The organism is Mycobacterium sp. 94-17 (genome assembly GCF_035617725.1).
Lineage (GTDB): Bacteria > Actinomycetota > Actinomycetes > Mycobacteriales > Mycobacteriaceae > Mycobacterium.
In genome coordinates this window covers 38,219-63,261 of sequence record NZ_JAPIYN010000022.1, presented here as the reverse complement: position 1 = coordinate 63,261, position 25,043 = coordinate 38,219, and the positions used below count along the sequence as shown (strand labels likewise).

The following is a 25,043-nucleotide window of genomic DNA, read 5'->3' as shown; positions in this document are numbered from 1 at the left end:
TCTATCCCCGCACCAGTCGCAGATAAACCGCCGCCATTTCCAGCCGGACGGCCAATACTGCCAGTTGCTGTTCCGGGCGCCCGGCACCGGCCGCATCGGCGGCGAGGTCCAGGCCCTCGGGCACGTCCCCGGCCGCAACCAGGTCGACGTCGTCGAATCCGGCGAGCCGGGCGGCCACCACCGTGCGCTCGTCGGCCAGCGCGAGCGCCAGCACCCGCAGCCGCTGCGGACGCGGCCCGTCGATCTCTTCGTCGTGGAACAGGGCGGCGTCGCGATCCCCGAAACCGGCGCCGGCCAACGAACGCAGGGCGACGACGGCGTCGGCCAGCGAGGTCGCCACGGTGACCTGATGCGCGATCCGCAGCAGCACCGAGCTGCCGTGCCGGGCCAGCGCCAGGGTGGCGGCGCCGTCGCCGGCCAGCGCCACCTGGCTCTCGGCAATCCGCGCGGCCAAGGTCTTGGCCGGGTTGGTGAACAGCTCGCGGGTGGCGCTGTTGCGCAGCGCCTCGGCGTCCAGCTCGTCGGCCAGCAACGCCAGGTCGATGCTCGGCCGCGGGTCGACGGCGTGCAGCACGGCCAGCCCCGCGGCCAGAAACCGGCACACGCCGAATTCGTCGGGCACCCGCAGCCGGGGCGACAGCACCGCCACGCGCCCCGCGGTGGAATCGCGCAGCGGGCCCTCGTACGGCACCGCCACCACCACCCGGGCGCCGCGACGCACGCCGGTCGCGGCGGCGGCGACGAGCGCGGGATCACCGGGGTCGTCGCCGGCGATGATCAGCACATCGAGCGGGCCCACCCACGGCGGCGCCTCGCCGGTCAGCGTGAACGGCTGCGAGGCCGTCGCCCCCAGCGTGGCGGCCAACAGCGTCCCGGCCGTCTCGGCGGTACCGCGCCCGGCCACCCAGATGACGCTGCGCGGACGGTCGTCGGCGCGCACCGCCTGCAGCGCGCCCTCCTCGACCGCGGCCGCGACCGCGCGCACCTGGGCGCCTGCCGACGACGCGGCGCGCAGCAGGCCGTCGCGGTCGGCGGCCAGCAGGCCCTCGGTGTCCTCCAAATCGATTGCCCGGGTGGCGTTCACGGCTCGGCCTTCACGCCCGCCGCGGCGACCGAGGCCGCGCTGATTTCCGTGCTGATCTGGGCGACCACCGCGGCCACGTCCTCGGCCGTGCGCGCCTCCACGTTCAGCCGCAGCAACGGCTCGGTGTTGGAGCTGCGCAGGTTGAACCAGCTGCCGTCGCCCAGGTCCGCCGTCACGCCGTCCACGTGGTCGAGGGAGTGGATCCGGCTGCCGAACGACTTGAGCACCGCTTCAGTGCAGTGGCCGGCGTCGGCGACGGTGAAGTTGATCTCGCCGGACGATTCGTAGCGCTGGTAGTCCGCGGTGATCTCCGACAGCGGCCGGTCCTGCTCGCCGAGGGCGGCCAGCACGTACAGTGCCGCCAGCATCCCGGAGTCGGCGCCCCAGAAGTCGCGGAAGTAGTAGTGCGCCGAATGCTCGCCACCGAAAATCGCGCCGGTGTCGGCCATCAACGCCTTGATATAGGAGTGGCCCACCCGGGACCGCAGCGGTGTGCCGCCGCGCTCGGCGACCAGTTCGGGCACCGCACGCGAGGTGATCACGTTGTGGATGATGGTCGCGCCGATCTCCCGGCTCAGCTCGCGCGCGGCCACCAGGCTGGTCACCGTCGACGGCGACACGAGGTCGCCGCGCTCGTCGACCACGAAGCAGCGATCGGCGTCGCCGTCGAAGGCCAGCCCGATGTCGGCGCCGGTCTTGCGCACATGGGCCTGCAGGTCCACCAGGTTGGCGGGGTCGAGCGGGTTGGCCTCGTGATGGGGAAACGAGCCGTCCAGCTCGAAATACAACGGCTCCAACGTGATCGAGTCGATCGGGCCGAGCGCGGCGGGGGTGGTCAGACCGGCCATGCCGTTGCCGGCGTCCACGGCCACCCGCAGCGGGCGCAGCCCGGAGGTGTCCACCAGCGACCGCAGGAACGTCCCGTAGTCGGCCAGCACGTCGCGATCGCTCACGGTTCCGGGTTCGCCGTGGTAGTCGCCGACGCCCGCGATCACGTCGTCGGCGACGAGGCGCAGCCCGGTCTCGGCGCCGACCGGTTTGGCCCCCGCCCGGCACAGCTTGATGCCGTTGTAGGCCGCCGGGTTGTGGCTCGCGGTGAACATCGCGCCGGGGCAGTCCAGCAACCCGGAGGCGAAGTAGAGCTGGTCGGTGGACGCCAGGCCGATGCGCACCACGTCCAGTCCCTGGCCGGTCACCCCGGCGGCGAACGCGGCGGACAGCGTGGGCGAGCTGTCGCGCATGTCGTGGCCGATCACGACCTGGCGGGCGCCTTCGGCGCGCATCAGTTTGGCGAAGGCCGCGCCGAGATCGGTGACCAGCGGCGGGTCGAGCTCTTCGCCGACCAGCCCCCGCACGTCGTACGCCTTGACGACACGGTGGACGGTCGCGGCGGGCCGGGACATGCGGAACTCCTGACGACGTGAACTCTTGGCCGTCAGCCTATCGGGCATTCAGAACCGGAGCCGCCGCGGTGCGAACTACCTGCACCACTAGTCAGCGGGATCGGGCAACACCCGCAGATGTCCGCGGCGCCGCCCCGAGCGATGCTCGGGCGGTGCCAGCAGGTGGCTGCTGGGCGCGGTCGCCTGGGCCCCGCCGTGCGCAACGTGCGTATCGGCGAAGCCGCTCACCGGCGTCGCGGCGCCGGCGGCGTAGGGCACGCGATGTTTGCCGCCCTCGCGCACGGCATCGGCCAGGGCGACCAGGTCGTCCTCGTCGGGGTGGGCGGGCTCAGAGACAAGGGGTCCGGCATGGCGCACCAGCTCCCACCCGCGGGGCGCGGTGATCCGGCCGGCGTGGTTGACGCACAGATCCCAGGAATGCGGTTCCCGCGCGGTCGCCAACGGACCGACGACTGCCGTCGAGTCCGAATAGACGAACGTCAGGGTCGCCACGGCGTAGTGCGGGCACCCGGGCCGGCAACAGCGACGGGGAACGTTCACGCCGAAAGGCTATCGCGCGCAAACGCCGCCGAAGCGCCGGACACGCGCAACGCCGCGGCCCTCGATGTGCAACCGTTACCATCGGCGCGTGGGCGATTCGCGCAGCTCCCCGCGAAGAGATCGGTTTTCCGACGGATCGGCCTCACGCCGAGCCGCGACCCATCGACTCTTCCGTAGGGGCCGCGATATGCGCGGCCCGCTGTTGCCGCCGACCGTTCCGGGGTGGCGCAGCCGCGCCGAGCGGTTCGACATGGCGGTGCTGGAGGCCTACGAGCCCATCGAGCGGGGCTGGCAGGAGCGGCTGGCCGACCTCGACGTGGCGGTCGACGAGATTCCGCGCATCTCGGCCAAGGATCCCGAGAGTGTGCAGTGGCCGCCCGAGGTGATCGCGGATGGGCCGATTCCGCTGGCGCGGTTGATCCCGGCCGGCGTCGACGTCCGCGGCAACTCCACGCGGGCACGAATTGTGTTGTTCCGCAAGCCAATTGAGCGGCGGGCCAAAGATACCCTGGAACTCGGCGACCTGCTCCACGAAATCCTGGTGGCCCAGGTCGCGATCTATCTCGATGTTGAGCCGTCGGTCATCGACCCGACGATCGACGACGACTGACTTCCGTTGCGCGTCAAGCGTTGACCGCCCGGCGTGCGTTGCGATCGGTGTGCGTCAGATGATGCCGCGCTTGAGGCGCCGGCGTTCGCGTTCGGACAATCCGCCCCAGATGCCGAAGCGCTCATCGTGCTCGAGGGCGTACTCGAGGCACTCGTGCCGCACCTCGCAACCCAGGCAGATCTTCTTGGCCTCGCGGGTAGAGCCACCCTTTTCCGGGAAGAAGGCCTCCGGGTCGGTCTGGGCGCACAGCGCCCGGTCCTGCCACTGGTCGGCGGCCGGCTCCGGAAAGGGCTCGGGCTCGAATGCGATTGGGGCATCAGGGACCACGGTCAGATGCGGCCGAGCGGGGCGGTCCAGTGCCGGGTCGATGTCGGTGTGCGGCGTGCTCGCCATGGCACCTCGAATTGTTTCGTATGACATACGGTCGTCCGCCTCCTCAGCTTGATGGAGAGAGAGTGATTGATTTCCCACTGTTCTGATGTACAGACAATTCGAACAAGTGATCGAATCTCGGTCTGCGACACCGGAGTCGGCCGGCCAACCGGGAAATGACACTGATGTGATTAGACACGGGTGAACCTGTCCGGTCAAGCATTACGGCGCATTTCCATACCATCTCGTGATCAATTTTCGGCGTTTCTGTTGTCTTGAGCCGTCGGCGTGTCGATCACAGTGCCATCGCGCGGCCATCACGCGGCCATCACGCGGGCCCGCCGGCCCTTCCCGCCGGTGGCCCACAAGCGGTGGCAAACCGCAACTTTCAGCCACCCCCAACGGGCCCGCGGCGGCGTCGTCCGCGGGCAGTACTGTCGTGCACTGTGAAGGTCACCGTTCTGGTCGGTGGGGTTGGCGGCGCCCGCTTCCTGCTGGGGGTTCAACAGCTGTTCGGGCTCGGTCAGTTTCAATCGCGACGGCGCCCGGACACCGGGCCCGGCAGTCACGAGCTGACGGCGATCGTCAACGTTGGCGATGACGCCTGGATTCACGGACTGCGGGTCTGCCCCGATTTGGACACCTGCATGTACACCTTAGGTGGAGGTGTAGATCCGGAGCGAGGGTGGGGGCACCGCGACGAAACCTGGCACGCGAAAGAGGAATTGGCGCGCTACGGGGTGCAGCCGGACTGGTTCGGACTCGGCGACCGTGACCTGGGCACCCACCTGGTGCGCACCCAGATGCTCAACGCCGGCTACCCCCTGTCGCAGATCACCACCGCGCTGTGCGACCGCTGGCAGCCCGGCGCGCGGCTGCTGCCCGCCAGCGACGACCGGTGCGAGACCCACGTGGTGATAACCGATCCCGACGACGGCAGCCGGCGCGCCATCCACTTCCAGGAGTGGTGGGTGCGCTACCGGGCCCAGGTGCCCACGCACAGCTTCGCCTTCGTCGGCGCCGAAAAGGCGACCGCCACAACCGATGCCACGGCGGCCATCGCGGACGCCGACGTCATCCTGCTGGCGCCGTCCAACCCGGTCGTGAGCGTCGGCGCCATCCTGGCCATCCCCGGCGTGCGTGGCGCGCTGCGTGCCGCGCACGCGCCGATCGTCGGCTACTCGCCGATCATCGGTGGAAAGCCATTGCGCGGCATGGCCGATGCCTGCCTGTCGGTGATCGGCGTCGAGTCGACCGCCGAGGCGGTCGGCCGCCACTACGGCGCGCGCCGGGGCACCGGCATCCTGGACGGCTGGCTGGTGCATGAGGGCGACTCGGCGGACATCGACGGCGTCGCGGTGCGCCCGGTGCCGCTGGTGATGACCGACCCGACGGCGACGGCCGAGATGGTCGGTGCCGGGCTGGAGCTGGCGGGGGTGAGGCTGTGAGTCCCACCGGCCACGAGCACGGCAGCGCCGCCGCCCTCGAAATCCTGCCCGTCGCCGGGCTGCCCGAGTTCCGGCCCGGCGACGACCTGGGCGCGGCCGTCGCCGCGGCGGCACCATGGCTGCGCGACGGCGACGTCGTGGTGGTCACCAGCAAGGTGGTGTCCAAGTGCGAGGGCCGCCTGGTGCCGGCGCCGCGCGATCCCGAGGAGCGCGACCGGCTGAGGCGCAAGCTGGTCGACGACGAAGCCGTCCGGGTGCTCGCCCGCAAGGGCCGGACCCTGATCACCGAGAACCGGATCGGGCTGGTGCAGGCCGCCGCGGGCGTGGACGGATCCAACGTCGGGCGCGACGAGCTGGCGCTGCTGCCGGTCGATCCCGACGGCAGCGCCGCAGCGCTGCGGGCGGCGCTGCGCGACCGGCTCGGCGTCGAGGTCGCCGTGGTCGTCACCGACACGATGGGGCGCGCCTGGCGCAACGGCCAGACCGACGCAGCCGTGGGCGCGGCGGGTCTGGCCGTGCTGCACGGCTATTCGGGGGCCGTCGACAAGCACGGCAACGAGCTGCTGGTCACCGAGGTGGCGGTCGCCGACGAGATCGCCGCGGCCGCCGATCTGGTCAAGGGCAAGCTGACCGCGATGCCCGTGGCGGTGGTGCGCGGCCTGTCGGTGACCGACGACGGCTCGACCGCGCGACAGTTGCTGCGGGCGGGCACCGACGACCTGTTCTGGCTCGGCACCGCCGAGGCCGTCGAGATGGGCCGCCGCCAGGCGCAGCTGCTGCGCCGATCGGTACGCCGGTTCAGCGGCGAGCCGGTGCCGGCGGATCTGGTGGAGGCCGCCGTCGCCGAAGCGCTGACCGCACCGGCCCCGCACCACACCCGCCCGGTCCGGTTCGTCTGGCTACGCACCCCGGCCACCCGCACCCGGCTGCTGGACCGCATGAAGGACAAGTGGCGCGCCGACCTCGCCGGCGACGACCGGCCCGCCGACTCCATAGACCGCCGGGTGGCGCGCGGCCAGATCCTTTACGACGCGCCGGAAGTCGTCATCCCGTTCCTGGTGCCCGACGGCGCCCACTCCTACCCCGACGCCGCCCGCACCGACGCCGAGCACACCATGTTCACCGTGGCGGTCGGCGCGGCCGTGCAAGCCCTGCTGGTCGCCCTGGCGGTGCGCGGGCTGGGCAGCTGCTGGATCGGGTCGACGATCTTCGCCGCCGACCTGGTGCGCGCCGAGCTCGGGCTGCCCGGCGACTGGGCGCCGTTGGGCGCCATCGCGATCGGCTATGCCGCGGACCCGGCCGGGCCGCGCGATCCGGCAGACCCCGGCGAGCTGCTGATCCGCAGGTAATACTGAGCGCATGAACTTCGCGGGCAAGGCGGTCGCCTCGGCCGCCAAGGTCCGCGGCGGCTACTACACCCCCGCCCCGGTGGCCCGCTTCCTGGCCGCCTGGGTGCGCGCGGCGGGCCCCAGGATCGTCGAGCCCTCCTGCGGCGACGGCGCGATCCTGCGCGAGCTCGCCGGGCTCAGCGACCAGGTCCGGGGCGTCGAGCTGATCGCCGACGAGGCGGCCAAAGCCCGACGGTTCGCTCCCGTCGACGACGGGAGCCTGTTCGCTTGGCTCGCCACCGCCGAGCCCGGCGGCTGGGACGGGGCCGCAGGCAACCCGCCCTACATCCGGTTCGGCAACTGGCCGTCGCCCCAGCGCGATCCGGCACTGGACCTGACGCGCAGCGCGGGTTTGCGGCCCACCCGGCTGACCAACGCCTGGGTTCCGTTCGTGGTGGCGAGCACCGTGCTGGTGCGCGACGGCGGACGGGTGGGGCTGGTGCTTCCGGCCGAGCTGCTGCAGGTCGGCTACGCCGCCCAGCTGCGCGACTTCCTGCTCACCCGTTTCCGCGAGATCACCCTGCTGACCTTCGAGCGCCTGGTGTTCGACGGCATCCTGCAGGAGGTCGTGCTGTTCTGCGGTGTGGTGGGCGCCGGTCCCGCGCGCATCCGCACCGTCCACCTGCCCGACGCCGCCGCCCTCGCCCGCGCCGACCTGGACGTCGAATCGGCCCCCGCGCTCTTGCACGACGACGAGAAGTGGACCAAATACTTCCTGGACCCGGCCGCGGTCCGGCTGTTGCGCGGCCTCAAGGGTTCGGGCGCCCTGACCCGGCTCGGGTCGGTCGCCGAGGTCGACGTCGGCATCGTGACCGGGCGCAACGCCTTCTTCACCCTCACCGACACCCAGGCCGGCGAACTGGGCCTGCGGCCGCACTGCGTCCCGCTCGTCTCGCGCAGCGCCCAGCTGTCCGGGCTCATCTACGACGCCGATTGCCGGGCAAGCGATCTCGTCGCGGGGCACCGCACCTGGCTGCTCGACGCGCCGCACGAACCCGCCGATCCGGCGGTGCGGGCCCACATCCGCGCGGGCGAGGCCGCCGGGGTGCACCGCGGCTACAAGTGCTCGATCCGCACGCCCTGGTGGGCCACGCCGTCGCTGTGGGTGCCCGACCTGTTCCTGCTGCGCCAGGTCCACCGCGCGCCGCGGCTGACCGTCAACGCCGCCGCGGCCACCAGCACCGACACCGTGCACCGGGTGCGTCTGGCCGGCGGTATGGAGCCGGCAGCGCTGGCCGCGGCGTTCCACAACAGCGTGACGTTCGCCTTCGCCGAGATCATGGGCCGCAGTTACGGCGGGGGCGTGCTGGAACTGGAGCCGCGCGAAGCCGAGCAGCTGCCCATTCCCCCACCGGCGCACGCCGATGCCGAACTCGCCTGCGACGTGGACCTGCTGCTGAAGGCCGACGAACTCGAGAAGGCGCTCGACATCGTCGACCGCCGCGTGCTGATCGACGGCCTCGGGTTGCCTGCCGAAACGGTGGCGGACTGCCGCGCGGCCTGGATGTCGTTGCGGGAGCGGCGGAGACGGCGGGGGTCCCGATGAGCGTTCGGTCCTCGGCGATCGCGGTGCTGTCCGACTGGGAGGCCCCCGGCCCGGCGCAGGATTCGTTGCGGCACGCCGTGCTGGCCTTCGTGCTCGCCCGCGACGACGCGTGCCTGCGCGAGTGCGTGCCCGGCCACGTCACCGCGTCGGCGCTGGTGCTCGACCACTCCGGCGAGCGGGTGCTGCTGACCCTGCATCGCCGGCTGCGCCGGTGGGTGCAGCTGGGCGGCCATTGCGACGATGACGACGACAGCGTCGTCGCTGCGGCGCTGCGCGAGGCCACCGAGGAGTCCGGCATCGACGGGCTGCGCCTGGACCCGCGGTTGGTCGCGGTGCACGTGCATCCGGTGACCTGTTCGCTGGGCGTGCCGACGCGGCATCTGGATCTGCAGTTCGTCGCGCACGCGCCACCCGGCGCGCAGATCGCGATCAGCGAGGAGTCCGAGGACTTGCGGTGGTGGCCCACCGGCGCCCTGCCCGACGGGACGGATCACGCGCTGGCCTATCTGGTCGCCCGGGCGACGGGCGCCTAAGGCACCGGCTGCTCGCGACCGTCACGCTAGCGTGGCCGCCGGCGCCGCGCGTCACGCTGGCGTGACGCTCGGCGAACTCGGCGCCGCACACTCGAGCGCCGGCACACTCGAGCGCCTACACGTCGGACGAGTACCGAATCCCGCCGTCGGGAATCGACACGCCGGGCCAGACCCGGGCGCCGCGCAGCAACTCGCAGCGCGCCCCGATGTCGGCGCCGTCGCCGATCACGCCGTCGCGGATCAGCGCCCGCGGGCCGATGCGCGCGCCGAAGCCGATGATCGAGCGCTCGATCACGCTGCCGGCCTCGACCTTGACGCCGTCGAAGATCACCGCGCCGTCCAGTCGGACACCGGGGCCGATCTCGGCGCCGCGTCCCACGACCGTGCCGCCGACCAGCACCGCACCCGGTGACACCGCCGCGCCGTCGTGCACCAGCTGCTCGCCGCGGTGGCCGTGCAGTGCCGGCGACGGGGCGATGCCGCGCACCAGATCCGCCGAGCCTCGGACGAAGTCCTCGGGCGTGCCCATGTCACGCCAGTAGCTGGCGTCGACGTAGCCGCAGACCTTCACGCCGCGATCGGACAGCAGCGCGGGGAACACCTCGCGCTCCACCGAGACCTCGCGGCCGCGCGGAATGCGGTCGATCATCGGGCGCGAGAAGATGTAGCACCCGGCGTTGATCTGGTCGGTCGGCGGGTCCTGCGTCTTCTCCAGGAAGGCGGTCACCCGGCCCTCCTCGGTGGTCACGCAGCCGAAGGCCCGCGGGTCGCCCACGCGGACCAGGTGCAGGGTGACGTCGGACTCCTGGGCCGCGTGGAAGTCGAGCATCTGGTGCAGGTCGGCGCCGGAGAGCACGTCGCCGTTGAACACCATCGCGGTGTCGTGCCGCAGCCGGCCTGCGACGTTGGCGATGCCGCCGCCGGTGCCCAGCGGGCGTTCCTCGGTGACGTACTCGATCTGCAGGCCCAGCTTGGAGCCGTCACCGAACTCGGCCTCGAACACCGCGGCCTGATACGACGTGCTCAGGATGACGTGCTCGAGCCCGGCCGCGGCGACCCGCGACAGCAGGTGGGTGAGGAACGGCAGCCCCGCGGTGGGCAGCATCGGCTTGGGCGCCGACAGCGTCAGCGGCCGCAGCCGGGTGCCCTTGCCCCCGACCAGGATCACCACGTCGACTTCTGCAATTCCCACTCAGCGTCGCCCTTCTACCAGTCTCCGCCGCCCGGACGCGCGCATCGCGCTGCGCACCATCAGGCGGGACCGCACCGCCAGCGAGGCGCGCAGGGTCCAGCGCAGCGGAGCGCGCAGCCAGCCGGAATGCCGGTCGGCCAGAAACATATATGTGCTCTTGTGGTGTGCGGCCAGGTGGTTGGCCGGGTCGCCGCCGGTGGAGTGGCCCTTGTGGTGCAGGACCTCCGCCGTGGGCACGTAGACCGACAGCCAGCCGGCCTTGCCGAGGCGGTCGCCCAGGTCGACGTCTTCCATATACATGAAGTAGCGCTCGTCGAACCCGCCGATCTCGCCGAACGCCGTCCGGCGCACCAGCAGGCACGAGCCCGAGAGCCAGCCGACCGGCCGCTCGCTGGGCTCCAGCCGCTCCTGGCGGTACGCGGCCGACCACGGGTTGCTCTTCCAGAACGGTCCGACGACCGCGTGCATGCCGCCGCGGATCAGGCTGGGCAGGTGCCTTGCCGACGGGTACACCGACCCGTCGGGATCGCGGACCAGCGGGCCCAGCGCGCCGGCCCGCGGCCAGCGCGGTGCGGCGTCCAGCAGCTCGTCGATGCTGCCCGGGCCCCACTGCACGTCGGGGTTGGCGACGATCACCCACTCGGCGTCGCGGTCGAGTTGTGCGACGGCGCGATTCACCGCGGTCCCGTAGCCGAGGTTCGCCCCGGTGTGGAACAGCCGCACGTTGGGATATCGCTCGACGGCCGCCTCCGGGGTGCCGTCGGTGGAGCCGTTGTCAGCCAGCAGCACGCACACCTCGCGCTCCGTGGCCAGCGACAGCGAGGCCAGGAAGCGCTCCAGGTGCGGACCCGGCGAGTAGGTCACCGTCACGACCGGCAGGACGTCAGCCACGCGTAGAGGGTAACGGTCGATCGGCCGCGGCATCGCTGGCCGCGTTGGTTTGAGAGGCGGCGAGCGCCGCGACAAGCGCAGGGCGCCAAGGCCGCAGGGGCCGCATCCCCGCCGCGACGGACTGGCCTGCGGCCAGCGCGGAGTAGGCCGGCCGGGGTGCGGGGCGGGGGAACTGCGCGGTGGTGACGGCCCGCACCCGCTCCGGGTCGGCGCCGCATTCCTCGAAGACGGCGCGGGCCTGTTCGAACCGCGTGCAGGCGCCGTCGTTGGCGGCGTGCAGGATCGGGCCGGGCACGCGGTCGTCGGCGATCTGCAGCAGTGCGGCGGCCAGGTCGCCGACGTAGGTTGGGGACCCGGTCTGGTCGGCGACCACGTCCACCGGTTTGTCCCCGGCCGCCAGCCTGCGCATGACGGCGACGAAGTCCTTGCCGGCGCCGCCGGTGTAGACCCAGGCCGTGCGGACGATGACGGCCTCGGGCAGCGCCGCGAGCGCGGCCCGCTCCCCCGCGACCTTGCTGCGCGCGTACACGCTTTGCGGCGCGGTCTGATCCGTGGGCTCGTACGGCCGCGGCGGCGCGCCGCCGAAGTCCCCGTTGAACACGTAGTCGGTGGAGACGTGAATGAGGTGCGCGCGGGCCCGCGCGCAGGCGCGGGCGATGTGCCCGGGTCCGGCCTCGTTGACGGCGAACGCGCGCGCCTCGTCGGTCTCGGCGCCGTCGACGTCGGTGTAGGCCGCGCAGTTGATCACCACGTCACCGGGCCGCACGATCCCCTCGGCCGCCGAGGCGTCGGTGATGTCCCACTGCGACGACGTCAGCGCGACTGCATCACGGCCCTGACGTGCCGTGAGCGAGGTCAGATAGCCGCCCAGCTGCCCACCGGCGCCGGCGATCACGATCCTGACAGACATGGTTCGAGTCTGGCACGCCCCGAAAGCGCAGCACCCATGCCCGGGGCGCGCGGGGGCCGGCTACCCGTGAAGCTGCTGTGTCGCAAGTAATGTAGTGGGATGCCTGTGCAACGTGTGGTTCATGTGATTGCCACCGCGCTCGCGCTCGCGGTCGTCCTCAGCACCGGGATCGCGTGGAGCAACGTGCGTTCCTTCGAAGACGGCATCTTCCACATGTCCGCGCCCTCGCTGGGCAAGGGCGGCGACGACGGCGCGATCGACATCCTGCTGGTCGGGCTGGACAGCCGCACCGACGCGCACGGCAACCCGCTGACGCAAGAAGAGCTGGACACGCTCAAGGCCGGCGACGAGGAAGCCACCAACACCGACACGATCATCCTCATCCGCATCCCCAACAACGGGAAGTCAGCCACCGCGATCTCGATCCCGCGCGACTCCTACGTCGCCGCCCCAGGGCTGGGCAAGACCAAGATCAACGGCGTCTACGGCCAGACCCGCGAGGCCAAGCGCACCGCCCTGGTCAAGGCGGGCGCCTCCGCGACCGAGGCGGCGGCCCAGGGCACCGAAGCCGGCCGCGAGGCGCTGATCAAGACCGTCGCCGACCTCACCGGTGTCACCGTCGACCACTACGCCGAGATCGGCCTCCTGGGCTTCTCGCTGATCACCGACGCCCTCGGCGGCGTCGACGTCTGCCTCAAGGAGCCGGTGTTCGAACCACTTTCGGGCGCCGACTTCCCGGCTGGCCCGCAACGGCTCAGCGGTCCCGAGGCGCTGAGCTTCGTGCGGCAGCGCCACGAGCTGCCGCGCGGCGACCTGGACCGGGTGGTGCGCCAGCAGGTGGTGATGGCCTCGCTGGCCCATCGCGTCATCTCCGGCCAGACGCTGTCCAGCCCCTCGACCGTCAAGCGGCTGGAGGCCGCCGTCCAGCGCTCGGTGGTGATCTCCGCCGGATGGGACGTGATGGACTTCGTGCAGCAGATGCAGAAGCTGGCAGGCGGCAACGTCGCCTTCGCCACCATCCCGGTGCTCGACGGCGCCGGCTGGAGCGACGACGGCATGCAGAGCGTGGTGCGCCTGGACCCGCATCAGGTCGCCGACTGGGTGGCAGGCCTGCTGCACGATCAGGACCAGGGCAAGACCGAGGAGATCGCGTACACGCCCGCGAAGACCACCGCCAACGTGGTCAACGACACCGACATCAACGGCCTGGCCGCGGCCGTATCAGACGTGTTGAGCGCCAAGGGCTTTGCCACCGGTACGGTGGGCAACAGCGATGGTCAGCACGTCAAGGCCAGCCAGGTGCGCGCCGCCAAGAGCGACGACGTGGGGGCCAAGGAGGTCGCCAAGGAATTGGGCGGGCTGCCGGTGGTCGCCGACACCACACTCGTGCCCGGTGCGGTTCGGGTGGTGCTGGCGAACGACTACAGCGGTCCGGGCTCGGGCCTGTCCGGCACGGAGACGATCATGCCCGCCCGGGTGTCGACCGCGGGCGCAGTGTCGGCCGACCCCAAGGTTCCCGCGCCGTCGCCGATCCTGACCGCCGGCTCCGACAAGCCGGAGTGCATCAACTGATCACGCTGAGCGGGGCCATCCTCGACCCGATGCTGCGGGCCGATCCGGTCGGCCCGCGCATCACCTACTACGACGACGCGACCGGCGAGCGCATCGAGCTGTCCGGCGTGACGCTGGCGAACTGGGCCGCCAAGACGGCCAACCTGCTACGCGACGAGCTGGGCGCCGGGCCGGGCAGCCGGGTGGCGATCCTGTTGCCCGCGCACTGGCAGACCGCCGCGGTGCTGTTCGGGGTGTGGTGGATCGGCGCCGAGGCCGTGCTCGCGGGCCCGGCTTCGGACGTCGCCTTGTGCACCGCCGAGCGCCTCGACGACGCCGACGCCGCCGTGAGCGCGACGGGGGGCGAAGTCGCGGTGGTGTCGCTGGACCCGTTCGGCCGTCCGGCGCCGAACCTGCCGATCGGCGTGACGGACTACGCCACCGCGGTGCGGGTGCACGGCGACCAGATCGTTCCCGAGCCGAACCCCGGTCCGGCACTGGACGGAAGATCGGTCGACGAAGTGCTGGCGCAGTGCGAAACCTCTTCCACGGCAAGGGGTTTGACATCGGGCGAGCGGGTGCTGTCCAGCTCGTCATGGCCCGGACCCGACGATCTGGTGGACGGCCTGCTGGCGGTGCTCGCCGTGGGGGCGTCGCTGGTGCAGGTGGCCAACCCCGACCCGGCCCTGCAGCCGCGCAGGATCGAGACCGAAAAGGTCACCCGGGTCCTCTGAGGCGCGCTCTCAGGTGCGCCGCCTCTCGGCCGCACGATCACCGGGCCCCGGGGCCAACTCATATTGATATCGCAATATATCAATGTTAACGTCGGGCAGGCACGGGTCGAACGACGGCGGAAAGGTTGGGCAATGGCGGTGTACGGGCTCCTGGCGAAGGCGGCAGGCACGGTGGTCACCGGCTTGGTGGGCGTGACAGCCTACGAGGTGGTGCGCAAAGCCGTGGCCAAGGCCCCGCTGCACGAGACCGCGGTCAAGGGGGCCGAGCTCGGACTCCGTGGCACCCGCAAGGCCGAGGAAGCCGCCGAGTCGGCGCGCCTCAAGCTTGCCGACGTCATGGCCGAGGCCCGCGAGCGCATCGGCGAGGAGGCGCCCACCCCGTCGATCGCCGACACCCACGACCACGAGCACTGACCGTTCCGACATGAACGTCGCCGCAGTCCTCGACACCGCAGCCGAGGCTCGAACCGGAGACCCTGCGCTGCAAGTCATTTCGGACGCCGCCGGGCGAATGCGGGTTACCGTCGACTGGGTGCGCGCCGACTCCCGACGCGCCGTGGCGGTCGAAGAGGCCGTCGCCAAGTGTGCGGGCGTGCGCGTGGTGCACGCCTACCCGCGCACCGGATCGGTCGTCGTCTGGTACTCGCCCCGGCGCTGCGACCGCTCCGCGGTGCTCGCCGCCATCGGCGAGGCGCTGCACGTCGCCGCCGAACTCATCCCGACCCGCGCGCCGCATTCGGAGGAGATCCGCAACACCGACGTGCTGCGCATGGTCGTCGGCGGCGCAGCGCTCGCCCTGCTCGGGGTGCGCCGCTACGTGTTCGCGCGACCGCCGCTGTTGGGCCCCAGCGGCCGGCTGCTGGCCACCGGTGTCACCGTCTTCACCGGCTATCCCTTCCTGCGCGGCGCACTGCGCTCGTTACGTTCCGGCAGGGCCGGCACCGACGCGCTGGTCTCCGCCGCGACGGTCGCGAGCCTGGTGCTGCGCGAGAACGTCGTCGCACTCACCGTGCTGTGGTTGCTCAATATCGGTGAGTACCTTCAGGATCTGACGTTGCGCCGGACCCGCCGCGCCATCTCCGAACTGCTGCGCGGCAGCCAGGACACGGCATGGATCCGGCTGCCCGACGCCACAGAAGTTCAGGTGCCGATCGACACCGTGCAGATCGGCGACGAGGTGGTGGTGCACGACCACGTCGCCATCCCGGTCGACGGCGAGGTGGTGGACGGCGAGGCGATCGTCGACCAGTCCGCGATCACCGGCGAGAACCTGCCCGTCAGCGTGGCGGTGGGCGCGCACGTGCACGCGGGCTCGGTGGTGGTGCGCGGACGCCTGGTGGTGCGCGCCCGCGCGGTCGGCAACCAGACCACTATCGGGCGCATCATCACCCGGGTCGAAGAGGCCCAGCACGACCGGGCGCCGATCCAGACGGTCGGCGAAAACTTCTCTCGCCGTTTCGTTCCCACCTCGTTCATCGTCTCGGCGATCACGCTGGCGGTCACCGGTGACGTCCGCCGCGCGATGACCATGCTGCTGATCGCCTGCCCGTGCGCGGTGGGCCTGGCCACCCCGACCGCGATCAGCGCGGCAATCGGCAACGGCGCGCGCCGCGGCATCCTGATCAAGGGCGGCTCGCACCTCGAGCAGGCGGGCCAAGTGGACGCGATCGTCTTCGACAAGACCGGCACGCTGACGGTCGGGCGTCCGGTTGTAACCAATATCATCGCGCTGCATAAGGATTGGCAGCCAGAGCAGGTGCTGGCGTATGCGGCCAGCTCGGAGATCCACTCCCGGCACCCGTTGGCCGAGGCGGTGATCCGGTCCACCGAGGAACGCCACATCACCATCCCGCCGCACGAGGAGTGCGAGGTTCTGGTGGGCCTGGGCATGCGGACCTGGGCCGACGGCCGGACCCTGCTGCTGGGCAGCCCCGGGCTGCTGCGGGCGGAGAAGGTGCGGGTGTCCAAGAAGGCGTCGGAGTGGGTGGACCGGCTGCGCCGCCAGGCCGAGACGCCGCTGCTGCTCGCGGTCGACGGCAGGCTGGTGGGGCTGATCAGCCTGCGCGACGAGGTGCGTCCCGAGGCTTCCGACGTGCTGAAGAAGTTGCGCACCAACGGCATTCGACGGATCGTGATGCTCACCGGCGATCACCCCGACATCGCCGAGGTGGTGGCCCGCGAGCTCGGGATCGACGAGTGGCGCGCCGAGGTGATGCCGGAGGACAAGCTCGCGGCGGTGCGCGACCTGCAGGACGAGGGCTACACCGTCGCCATGGTCGGCGACGGCATCAACGACGCGCCCGCGCTGGCCGCCGCCGACATCGGGATCGCGATGGGCCTGGCCGGCACCGACGTCGCCGTCGAGACCGCCGACGTGGCGCTGGCCAACGACGACCTGCATCGCCTGCTCGACGTGCGGGACCTGGGCGCCCGCGCGGTCGACGTGATCCGGGAGAACTACGGCATGTCGATCGCCGTCAACGCCGCGGGGCTGATTGTCGGCGCGGGCGGCGCGCTGTCCCCCGTGCTCGCCGCGATCCTGCACAACGCGTCGTCGGTTGCGGTGGTGACCAACAGTTCTCGGCTGATCCGCTACCGATTGGACTCGATCCGTTAGGGATTCGGTCGAGTCACGCTCAGGATGGTGTCGCCGACAAGGCCCGGGTCGTCCATCATCGGGTCGTGCCCGGTATCGGCCAGCGTCACAAACGTCGCGCCCGGAAGGCGCTCACGAGCGTTGGCCGCGTAGTCGGCGGCGGGGATGGCAACGTCGTTCTCCGCCCACGCCACGGTGATGGGACACGGCAGGGCGTCGAACGGCGTAATCCGCTGGTCGTCGGTGGAGAAGATTTCGCGAGTAATACCGCAGCCGAGGAAGTCGTCGACGATCTCCACACCGCGCCGCGCGCTGACCCGATCGCCGTGCGACGCCGGGGTCTGGAAGAAATGCCGACGGACCGTCGGTGACCTCAACATGAGCGGCACGACCGGCCGGATGAGGCGCGCCATTCCCGCGCCCGCTTGCACGTGCGACATCGTCTTTGCCCGCAGCCCGTCACCTGCCGCCCAGCGAATGGCCGGCCACATGCGGACGTTGCAGTCCCTGCTCGTCGAGATAGCGCTGCGCCCAGTCGACGAGATTCACGGATGTCACCGGGGGTCGCCGCACCGGCGGCCCGCCTCGGTGGCCGGGCAGCGTCGGTGCATACACCTGGTGATACGGCATAAGCCGTGGGATGACGTCCTGCCAAGCACCGCCGGAGGCGCTCAGGCCGTGCAGCAACACCAGCGGCGGTTTGGCCGGCTCATCGGAGACCATGAGGAAGTCTGCACCGCCGAACTCAGCAGCCGCAATCTTCCCCGCGCCAGGACCGCACACCCTGCCAGACCGCGACACCGGCGATGGCCAGCCCCGCCACGGGATCGATCCACCACGCTCCCGACCACAGCGCCGTCATCGCCAGGCCGATCAGCACCGCGGCGGCCTGCGCGGCGCACATGTAGTTCTGGATCCCTTCGGCCTCGGTCGCGCCCGAGCCCAGCCGGCTGCCCAACCGGTGGTTGGCCCGTCCCAGCACCGGCATGAGCACCAGCGCGAGGGCGGTCAGCCCGATGCCGATCAGCGACGTCTCGGCGTGCCGTCCACCGGCTAGCTCACGGATCGACTCCGCCGCGATGTACGGGGCGATCAGCCAGAACGACACGGCCACACCGCGTTGCGCGCGCCGCTCGGCGGTCGGCGAAAATGCCCGGGCCCCGCTGAAACGCCACACCACCATTGCACTGGCCAGCGCCTCGGACGCGCCGCCCAGGGCCCATCCGGTCAGGGCGACCGAGGACACCGACAATCCCTGCCACAGCCCGACGAGACCCTCGACGAGCACCACCGCCAGGCTGATCCAGGCCAGCCGCCGTGCCCGCCCGGCGCCGCGCCGCCAGCCGATGTCGTGCGCCGCGACGCTCGCGCACCCGTGCTGAACGGCAACCGGCGTGGTCATGAGAGGCGAGGCTAGCGACGCCATCGCGGGCCGGGCGACCGCAACGCCGGGCCGTGACCGATCTGTGTCACACCTCGCGCCGCGACGCGCGGCGCGGGTAGTTATGGTGGCTAACCATGGCGCGCACCGACGACGACACCTGGGACCTGGCGACCAGCGTGGGCGCGACCGCCACGATGGTGGCCGCCGGACGGGCGCGGGCCACCCGCGACGGACTGATCGACGATCGGTTCGCCGAGCCGCTGGTGCGCGCCGTCGGCGTGGACTTCTTCACCCGGTGGGCGGCCGGCGAGCTGAGCTCCGCCGAGGTCGACGAGCCGGGCGCCGCGTGGGGCATGCAACGCATGACCGACATGATGGCCGCCCGCACCCGCTACATCGACGCGTTCTTCGCGGAGGCGGGCGCCCGGAAAGACCCGGTCATCGACCAGGTGGTCATCCTGGCCTCCGGCCTGGACGCGCGCGCCTACCGGCTGCCGTGGGCGCCGGGCACCACGGTGTTCGAGATCGATCAGCCGCAGGTCCTCGAGTTCAAGGGCGCCACCATCACCGCACTCGGCGCCGAGCCCACCGCCGACGTATGCAACGTCGCGATCGACCTGCGCCACGACTGGCCGTCGGCGCTGCGGCAGGCCGGCTTCGATACCGCGCGGCCCGCCGCCTGGGTGGCCGAAGGCCTGATCAGTTTCCTGCCGCCCGACGCTCAGGATCGGTTGCTGGACAACATCACCGCGCTGTCCGCCGACGGCAGCCAGTTGGTGGCCGAGGTCTTCGCGAACACGGGGGTCAGCGGCGACGCGCTCAACGCCGCGAGCGAGAAGTGGCGGCAGGGCGGCTTCGACATCGCCCTCGGTGAACTGGGCTTCCCCGGCGAGCGCAACGACGTGGCGACCTACTTGCAACACCGGGGCTGGCAGCCGGTCCGGACCCCGCTGAACCAGCTGCTGGCCAACAACGGCCTGCCGCTGCAGTCGAGCGACCCGGATGCGCCTTTCGCGCAGAATTACTACTGCACCGCGGTGCTGCACAAGCCCGGGTAAAGGAAGGCGAACACCGTGCCCAACAGCAAGCCCGCCAAGCCACTTGACGGATTCCGGGTCCTCGACTTCACCCAAAACATCGCCGGGCCGCTGGCCGGTCAGGTGCTGGCCGACCTGGGCGCCGAAGTGATCAAGATCGAGGCGCCTGTCGGCGAGGCCGCCCGGCACATCACCGCGGTCCTGCCCGGGCGCCCGCCACTGGCCACCCTGTTCCTCCCCCACAACCGGGGCAAGAAGTCGGTGATGGCCGACCTGCGCAGCGACGAGGCCAAGCAGCAGATCCTGCGGCTGGTCGATACGGCCGACGTTGTGCTGGAAGGGTTTCGGCCCGGGGTGATGGAACGCATGGGCCTGGGCCCCGGCGAGCTGCAGTCCCGCAACTCCAAACTCGTCTACGCGCGGCTGTCCGCCTACGGCGGCAACGGCCCGGAGGGCAGCAGACCCGGGGTCGACCTGATGGTCGCCGCCGAGTCGGGCATGACCAGCGGAATGCCCACGCCCACCGGCAAACCCCAGATCATCCCGTTCCAGCTCGTCGACGCCGCCAGCGGTCACGTGCTGGCCCAGGCGGTGCTGGCGGCGCTGCTCAACCGCGAGCGCCACGGCGTCGCCGACGTGGTGCGGGTCGCCATGTACGACGTCGCGGTCAGCCTGCAGGCCAGTCAGCTGACCATCCACCTGAACAAGCCGACCGAGGCCCCCAAGCCCGACGCCGCGCTAAAACCCAAGCGGCGCAAGGGTGTCGGGTTCGCCACCCAACCCTCGGACGCCTTCAAGGCCGCCGACGGCTACCTGGTGATCAGCGCGTACGTGCCCAAACACTGGGACAAGCTGTGCGAGATCATCGGCCGGCCCGACATGCGCGACGACGAGCGGTTCGCCGACCAGCGCGCGCGGGCGCTCAACTATTTCGAGCTCACCGAGGAGCTGGAGCAGGCCCTGGCCACCAAGACCGCGGACGAATGGGTCCGGCTGCTGCAGGAGGGCGGCCTGATGGCCTGCCACGCCTACACCTGGAAGCAGGTGGTCGGCACCGCACTGTTCGCCGAGAACGACCTCGCCCTGCCGGTCGGTGAGGGCGTGGACCGGGTCACCGTAATCCGCACTCCGGCACGCTATTCGAGCTTCGATGCCGCGTCGGCCGGCTGGGCCACCGAACCTCCGCCCGCCCTCGGCCAGCACACCGAGGAGTATCTGGGCGCCCCGCAGCCCGCGCCGTAGGCCTCACGGCGTCAGCTTGACCACCCGGTCGTTGCCGCGGTCGGCGACGTAGACACCCTGGTCCTTGTCGACCGCCACCGCCAACGGAGTGTTGAGTCCGGTGAACGGCAGGACGGTCGGCACGTTCGAGCCCGCCGGGAATTTGACCACGTCACTCTTGTCGTGCTCGGTGACGTAGACGGTGCCGCTGTTGTCCACGGCGATGCCCCACGGCACAGAGATATTTTGAAACGGCAACTCCGACGGGGTATTTGAACTGGCCTCGAGCTTCACGACCCTGTTGTTGTCGGTGTCGGCGACGTAGACGTTGCCCGCGGGATCGACGGCCACTCCGTCGGGATTCTTGAGCCCGTCGAACCCAAGCACCGTCTGGGTCTGGGATCCCGCCGCTAACTTGACCACCCTGCTGTTGCCGCGGTCGGCAACGTACACGGCGCCCTGGCCGTCGACTGCGACACCCTCGGGGTAGTTCAGACCCTGGAACGGCAGCTCCTTCTGGTCGTTGGAGCCGGCAGCCATGCTGACCACCCGGTTGTTGAAATCGGCGACGTACACCGTGCCCGCCCCGTCGACGGCCAGTCCCTGTGGCTGGTAGAGCCCGTGGAACGGCAGCACCGTCGTGGCGTTCGAACCGGCCGTGAGCTTCACCACCCGGCCGTACATGCCTTCGCTGGTGACATAGACGTTGCCTGCACTGTCCAGCGCGACGCCGCCCGGGGAGAGGCGGAAGTCAATGCCGTTGAAGGGCAACACACTTTGGCCACTCACCTGTTTTGACGACCCCGAGGAGTCCGTGGACAGGTAACCGGCAACCGCCACGACGAAAGCGACGAGGGCAACCAGAGCGATGGCGCCGACGATGAACCACTGCTTTCGTTTGCCGTCGCTCAGTGCATCGGGCGTCGCGAAGCCCGCCCCGGCCCCATAGGCATGGCCGTATGTCGTTGGGGCGGGGCGAATCAGCGACGGGTTGTGGCCGGTGTGCACGCCCCGACCGGTGCCACCTGTCCCCGACGCCATGGGACCGGCCATGGTCTCGGCGCCAGCCCATGGGGTGGGAGATTGCTCCGGTCGCTGAGCCGCCGAAGACGATGCCTCCACGCGCTGGACGGCGTTCTCCCCCTCGCGCAGAATCGTGCTGGCCTTCCGCTGCTCGGATGTGGTCAGCGTGTCATTGGCGGCGGCGGCGAGTTCGCCGGCGGTGCGATAACGGTCCGCGGGATGTTTGGCCATGCCCTTGGCGATCACCTGATCCAAGGCGGGCGGAAACGCGCCGGGGCGCAATTGGCTGGGCGGCGGGGCCGTCTTCGTCAGATGCGCGGCGACGAGGCGTTCGATGGTGTCGGCCCGGTACGGCGGCGCGCCGGTCAAGCACTCGCTCAACACACATGCGAGCGAATAGATGTCGACGCTGTGGGTGATCGCGTCGTCGGTGAATCGTTCCGGGGCCATGTAGTAGTACGTCCCGATCGCGGTCCCGACCTGGGTCAGCCCCGGATCTGTCGCGGCCTGCGCGATGCCGAAGTCAGCCAGGTAGGCGAAGTCGCCGCCGGTGACCAGGATGTTTCCCGGCGTGACGTCGCGGTGCGTCACACCGGCTGCATGTGCCGCGTCCAGCGCGGCGGCAACCTGGCGAATGATTGCGATCGCCCGGGGCGCCTGCAGCGGCCCCTCCCGGCGTAACAGCGTGCCGAGATCGACGCCGTCGACGAGGCGCATCTCCACGTAGAAGCGCCCTTCGATCTCGCCGTAATCGTGGATCGGCACCACATGGGGTTCGGTAAGCCGACCCGCGATGTCGGCCTCGCGCTGCAGGCGCGCACGGAACTCCGCGTTGCCGGTGAACTGCTGCGAGATCAGTTTCAGCGCCACCATGCGGCGCTTGCGGGTGTCCTCGGCCTCGTAGACCTCGCCCATGCCGCCCTGGCGAAGCAGCCGCACCAGCCGGTAGGGGCCGAACCAAGACCCGACCCGCGCGGCCGGCCCGCTATCGCTCACCGTCGAGCCTCCTTCCTCGTCCTATGGTCGGTCAGGAAATCGCATTGACCGCGTTCGACAGCTTGGCCGTGAACGAGCCGGGCAGCGGGATGGAACCGTACTGGTCCAGGCCAGCCTGGCCAGGCCCGATCGCGGCCTGCATGAATGCTTTCACCGCCGTGCCGGTGGTCGCATCCGGGTACTTCGAGCAGACAATCTCATAAGTCGCCAACACAATCGGGTATGCGCCGCGCTGTGTCGGCTTGTAGAACGACGAGGTGTCCAGAACCAGGTCGTTGCCCTGCCCTTTGAAGGTAGCCCCGGCAATCGTCTTCCCGACGGAATCGACGGTGATCGGCACCGCGTCCGGGCCCGCCGAGGTGATGATCGAAGCCATGGTCAGCTGCTTGCCCACCGCAAACGACCACTCGTTGTAGGTGATAGACCCCGGGGTGTTCTGCAGCAATGCCGATGTGCCGTTGTTCCCGCTGGCGCCCTGCCCGACGCCACCGGTGAACACCTCGCTGGTGCCCTTGCCCCACGCGCCATCGGATGCGCCGTCGAGGTATTTCTGGAAGTTGGCGGTCGTACCGGACTTGTCACTGCGGAAGATCACCGCGATGGGCGTGGAGGGCAGGTTGAGGCCGGAGTTCAGGGCTTTCAACGCCGGGTCGTCCCAGTTGGTGATGGTGCCGTTGAAGATCTTTGCGACCGTGGGCCCATCCAGGTTCAGCCCGTTCACCCCGGCGAGGTGGTACGTCACCGCGATCGGACCGAATACTGTGGGCAGATCCCAGGCCGGCGAACCACAGCGCTGCGCCGCCCGGTCGTTCTGACCGGTGGAAGGGTCCAGCGCGACATCGGAACCGGCGAGGTCGGTCTGGTTGTTGACGAACTCGGTCACGCCGGCGCCGGATCCGTTTGCGTTGTAATCCAGCGTGTAACCCGGGCAGGCGCGAACGTAGGCGTAGACGAACTGCTCGATGGCGTTTTGCTGCGCGGTCGAACCGCTGTCTTCCAGCACTTTCTTGCCGCCGCAGTCCACCGGCGCCGAGCCGGCACCCGATCCCGACGAGGTGCCGGAGTTGTTGCCGCATGCCGCGAGCGCTAGTGCGACCGCCGCTGTCATGCTCAGTGCGAAACCGGATCGAGCGAATCTCACGAAACTCCTTCGATCATGACGACGGCGAACGCCTCGGGTCTCGCCTCCGCCTGCGGCCGAGCAGCCACGGAGGCGAGTGAGGCGCGATCTGCGCCGACCGGCCACTTCGCCCGGCAATAAAAGTTAACCAATCGCGAATATACAAACCCTTGACGGTTGCTGAGAGGTGAATGAGCGGGGATGGTTGTCGGGACGCGAGCACGTAGCATCGGTTGGCGATGGGTCGTGAACAACAGCTCTGGGCGGCAATTCCGGCTCCCGCTGCCGAAGGCGATGGTGCGGGCATGTCTGCGATGAATCTGACCCTGGGATTCGGCCGCAAAACCGTGCTCGAACAGGTAAGTCTCGACTTTCCCGTCCGGTCCGTCACGACCCTGCTGGGACCAACCGGCTCGGGCAAGACCACCTTCCTGCGCACCCTGAACCGGATGAACGACAAGGTCACCGGCTTCCGGCACAGCGGCGACGTCCTGATGGACGGGCGCAGCATCTTCTACGGCCGCGACCTGATGGAGTTTCGCCGCAGGGTCGGCATGCTGTTTCAGCGTCCCAATCCGTTCCCGATGTCGATCATGGATAACGTGGTTGCGGGCGTGCGCGCACATAAAATGGCGCACCGCAGGAAATTGAAAAACGTCGCCGAAGCCCGGCTCACGGAGGTCGGCCTCTGGGACGCGGTCAAGGACCGGCTGGGGGATTCACCGTTCCGGCTCTCCGGCGGTCAGCAGCAGTTGTTGTGCCTGGCCCGCGCGCTTGCGGTCGACCCAGAGGTGCTGCTGCTCGACGAGCCCACCTCCGCACTGGACCCGACCACGACCGAAAAGATCGAGGGACTCATTCGATCACTCGCTGATCGGCTGACGGTGATCATGGTCACGCACGATCTCGCCCAGGCCGCCCGTACCGGCGACCGCACCGCCTTCTTTTTCGAGGGAAGACTGGTCGAGGAAGGGCCGACCGAGCAATTGTTCCTGTCGCCGCAAAACGAGGAGACCGTCCGCTATTTCGCACCGTTCCGGCCTCGTGATGCCTCGTCGAAAGCGGCGGGCACCCATCGGGTCGGCCGCAACGACGGGTCGTAGCCGGAAAGGGTCTCGCTGGGTGAACAGTATGGGCGCGCTGCGGGGCCTGATGATCGCTGCACCGCTGGCCCTCGGTGTCGCCGCCTGCGGTTCGGCTGCCACAGGCGGTTCGATGACTGCCGGATCGACCGCCGGCAGCGCCGCCGCCGGGCCGGCAACGTCCACAACGGAGCTGTCGGAGACGGGCAGCACGCTGCTATACCCGCTGTTCAGCGAGTGGGGTCCCGCCTATCACGCGAAGTATCAGAACGTCACCATTTCGACCCAGGGCAGCGGTTCGGGTGCCGGGATCTCCCAGGCCGCGGCCGGGGCGGTCAGCATCGGCGCCTCCGACGCCTACCTGTCCGAGGGCGACATGGCC

At 70.3% G+C, this 25,043-nt stretch carries 25 protein-coding genes; 13 read left to right on the top strand and 12 right to left on the bottom strand.

Features of this window, described 5'->3' with window-relative positions:
* Position 1: 1 nt before the first annotated feature.
* From OQ789_RS21515 to OQ789_RS21505, 3 genes are all read right to left on the bottom strand, one after another.
* The gene (locus OQ789_RS21515; protein ID WP_324688192.1) at positions 2-1,084 is read right to left on the bottom strand and encodes a TobH protein; all 1,083 of its coding nucleotides are present in this window, start codon (positions 1,082-1,084) and stop codon (positions 2-4) included.
* Positions 1,081-2,487 (bottom strand): phosphomannomutase/phosphoglucomutase, encoded by a 1,407-nt coding sequence (locus OQ789_RS21510; RefSeq protein ID WP_324688191.1) that lies wholly within the window; start codon positions 2,485-2,487, stop codon positions 1,081-1,083. Before OQ789_RS21510 ends, OQ789_RS21515 begins: the two co-directional genes overlap by 4 nt.
* 87 nt (positions 2,488-2,574) lie before the next feature.
* Positions 2,575-3,027 carry a DUF3499 domain-containing protein gene (locus tag OQ789_RS21505; RefSeq protein ID WP_324688190.1) on the bottom strand — a complete coding sequence of 151 codons (453 nt, stop codon included), beginning with the start codon at positions 3,025-3,027 and terminating at the stop codon, positions 2,575-2,577.
* 187 nt (positions 3,028-3,214) lie between these two features.
* Here OQ789_RS21505 and OQ789_RS21500 point away from each other — a divergent pair, with 187 nt between their 5' ends.
* A complete protein-coding gene (locus OQ789_RS21500; RefSeq protein ID WP_324688189.1) occupies positions 3,215-3,637 on the top strand; it encodes a metallopeptidase family protein in 423 nt (140 codons plus the stop codon).
* Positions 3,638-3,691: 54 nt separating this feature from the next.
* Here the strand turns inward: OQ789_RS21500 and OQ789_RS21495 are convergent, their stop codons facing one another.
* Positions 3,692-4,030, bottom strand: coding sequence for a WhiB family transcriptional regulator (locus OQ789_RS21495; RefSeq protein ID WP_324688187.1), 339 nt, complete (start codon positions 4,028-4,030; stop codon positions 3,692-3,694).
* A gap of 425 nt (positions 4,031-4,455) precedes the next feature.
* Here OQ789_RS21495 and cofD point away from each other — a divergent pair, with 425 nt between their 5' ends.
* The 4 genes from cofD to OQ789_RS21475 are packed head-to-tail and all read left to right on the top strand — an operon-like array spanning position 4,456 to position 8,924.
* Positions 4,456-5,457, top strand: a complete 1,002-nt coding sequence (gene cofD, locus OQ789_RS21490) for a 2-phospho-L-lactate transferase (protein ID WP_324688185.1) — start codon at positions 4,456-4,458, stop codon at positions 5,455-5,457.
* Entirely contained in the window at positions 5,454-6,806 is a 1,353-nt protein-coding gene (locus tag OQ789_RS21485) for a coenzyme F420-0:L-glutamate ligase (RefSeq protein WP_324688184.1), read from the top strand. The genes cofD and OQ789_RS21485 overlap by 4 nt, the downstream gene beginning before the upstream one ends.
* A gap of 10 nt (positions 6,807-6,816) precedes the next feature.
* Positions 6,817-8,391 carry a class I SAM-dependent methyltransferase gene (locus tag OQ789_RS21480; RefSeq protein ID WP_324688183.1) on the top strand — a complete coding sequence of 525 codons (1,575 nt, stop codon included), beginning with the start codon at positions 6,817-6,819 and terminating at the stop codon, positions 8,389-8,391.
* A complete protein-coding gene (locus tag OQ789_RS21475; protein WP_324688182.1) occupies positions 8,388-8,924 on the top strand; it encodes an NUDIX domain-containing protein in 537 nt (178 codons plus the stop codon). The genes OQ789_RS21480 and OQ789_RS21475 overlap by 4 nt, the downstream gene beginning before the upstream one ends.
* Before the next feature lie 115 nt (positions 8,925-9,039).
* On the opposite strand, the gene OQ789_RS21470 is transcribed toward OQ789_RS21475, so the two are convergent.
* From OQ789_RS21470 to rfbD, 3 genes are read right to left on the bottom strand one after another with little or no spacing between them, the layout of a single operon-like run.
* Positions 9,040-10,116 carry an NDP-sugar synthase gene (locus OQ789_RS21470; RefSeq protein ID WP_324688181.1) on the bottom strand — a complete coding sequence of 359 codons (1,077 nt, stop codon included), beginning with the start codon at positions 10,114-10,116 and terminating at the stop codon, positions 9,040-9,042.
* Positions 10,117-11,040: a glycosyltransferase family 2 protein gene (locus OQ789_RS21465; protein WP_324688180.1), complete on the bottom strand. Its 924-nt coding sequence runs from the start codon at positions 11,038-11,040 to the stop codon at positions 10,117-10,119.
* Positions 11,000-11,917 (bottom strand): dTDP-4-dehydrorhamnose reductase, encoded by a 918-nt coding sequence (gene rfbD, locus OQ789_RS21460; RefSeq protein ID WP_324688179.1) that lies wholly within the window; start codon positions 11,915-11,917, stop codon positions 11,000-11,002. Before rfbD ends, OQ789_RS21465 begins: the two co-directional genes overlap by 41 nt.
* Positions 11,918-12,016: 99 nt before the next feature.
* Between rfbD and OQ789_RS21455 the strand changes: the two genes are divergently transcribed.
* The 4 genes from OQ789_RS21455 (at position 12,017) to ctpC (ending at position 16,819) form a co-directional block, all read left to right on the top strand.
* Complete coding sequence (locus OQ789_RS21455; RefSeq protein WP_324688177.1) at positions 12,017-13,489, top strand: LCP family protein; 1,473 nt, start codon at positions 12,017-12,019, stop codon at positions 13,487-13,489.
* Complete coding sequence (locus tag OQ789_RS21450) at positions 13,477-14,202, top strand: TIGR03089 family protein (RefSeq protein ID WP_324688176.1); 726 nt, start codon at positions 13,477-13,479, stop codon at positions 14,200-14,202. The genes OQ789_RS21455 and OQ789_RS21450 overlap by 13 nt, the downstream gene beginning before the upstream one ends.
* Positions 14,203-14,334: 132 nt before the next feature.
* Entirely contained in the window at positions 14,335-14,616 is a 282-nt protein-coding gene (locus OQ789_RS21445) for a DUF1490 family protein (RefSeq protein ID WP_009978763.1), read from the top strand.
* Between the two features lie 10 nt (positions 14,617-14,626).
* The gene (ctpC, locus tag OQ789_RS21440; protein ID WP_324688175.1) at positions 14,627-16,819 is read left to right on the top strand and encodes a manganese-exporting P-type ATPase CtpC; all 2,193 of its coding nucleotides are present in this window, start codon (positions 14,627-14,629) and stop codon (positions 16,817-16,819) included.
* On the opposite strand, the gene OQ789_RS21435 is transcribed toward ctpC, so the two are convergent.
* From OQ789_RS21435 to OQ789_RS21425, 3 genes are read right to left on the bottom strand one after another with little or no spacing between them, the layout of a single operon-like run.
* Complete coding sequence (locus tag OQ789_RS21435; protein WP_324688174.1) at positions 16,816-17,289, bottom strand: alpha/beta hydrolase; 474 nt, start codon at positions 17,287-17,289, stop codon at positions 16,816-16,818. The genes ctpC and OQ789_RS21435 overlap by 4 nt on opposite strands.
* Positions 17,258-17,521, bottom strand: a complete 264-nt coding sequence (locus tag OQ789_RS21430) for an alpha/beta fold hydrolase (protein WP_324688173.1) — start codon at positions 17,519-17,521, stop codon at positions 17,258-17,260. The genes OQ789_RS21435 and OQ789_RS21430 overlap by 32 nt, the downstream gene beginning before the upstream one ends.
* A 22-nt stretch (positions 17,522-17,543) precedes the next feature.
* The gene (locus OQ789_RS21425) at positions 17,544-18,200 is read right to left on the bottom strand and encodes a cation transporter (protein ID WP_324688172.1); all 657 of its coding nucleotides are present in this window, start codon (positions 18,198-18,200) and stop codon (positions 17,544-17,546) included.
* A gap of 116 nt (positions 18,201-18,316) precedes the next feature.
* On the opposite strand from OQ789_RS21425, the gene OQ789_RS21420 reads away from it, so the two are divergent.
* Together OQ789_RS21420 and OQ789_RS21415 are read left to right on the top strand one after the other, a co-directional pair.
* Positions 18,317-19,240 (top strand): class I SAM-dependent methyltransferase, encoded by a 924-nt coding sequence (locus tag OQ789_RS21420; protein ID WP_324688171.1) that lies wholly within the window; start codon positions 18,317-18,319, stop codon positions 19,238-19,240.
* A 15-nt stretch (positions 19,241-19,255) separates the two neighbouring features.
* Positions 19,256-20,461, top strand: coding sequence for a CoA transferase (locus OQ789_RS21415; RefSeq protein WP_324688170.1), 1,206 nt, complete (start codon positions 19,256-19,258; stop codon positions 20,459-20,461).
* Between the two features lie 3 nt (positions 20,462-20,464).
* Here the strand turns inward: OQ789_RS21415 and OQ789_RS21410 are convergent, their stop codons facing one another.
* A complete protein-coding gene (locus OQ789_RS21410) occupies positions 20,465-22,459 on the bottom strand; it encodes a serine/threonine-protein kinase PknD (RefSeq protein WP_324688169.1) in 1,995 nt (664 codons plus the stop codon).
* A 31-nt stretch (positions 22,460-22,490) separates the two neighbouring features.
* Positions 22,491-23,600 carry a phosphate ABC transporter substrate-binding protein PstS gene (gene pstS / locus OQ789_RS21405; RefSeq protein WP_324688168.1) on the bottom strand — a complete coding sequence of 370 codons (1,110 nt, stop codon included), beginning with the start codon at positions 23,598-23,600 and terminating at the stop codon, positions 22,491-22,493.
* Positions 23,601-23,818: 218 nt separating this feature from the next.
* Between pstS and OQ789_RS21400 the strand changes: the two genes are divergently transcribed.
* Together OQ789_RS21400 and OQ789_RS21395 are read left to right on the top strand one after the other, a co-directional pair.
* Positions 23,819-24,682, top strand: a complete 864-nt coding sequence (locus OQ789_RS21400) for an ATP-binding cassette domain-containing protein (protein ID WP_420716169.1) — start codon at positions 23,819-23,821, stop codon at positions 24,680-24,682.
* 28 nt (positions 24,683-24,710) lie between these two features.
* Positions 24,711-25,043: substrate-binding domain-containing protein (locus OQ789_RS21395; protein ID WP_324688234.1), on the top strand; the 333-nt coding region annotated here is incomplete at its 3' end.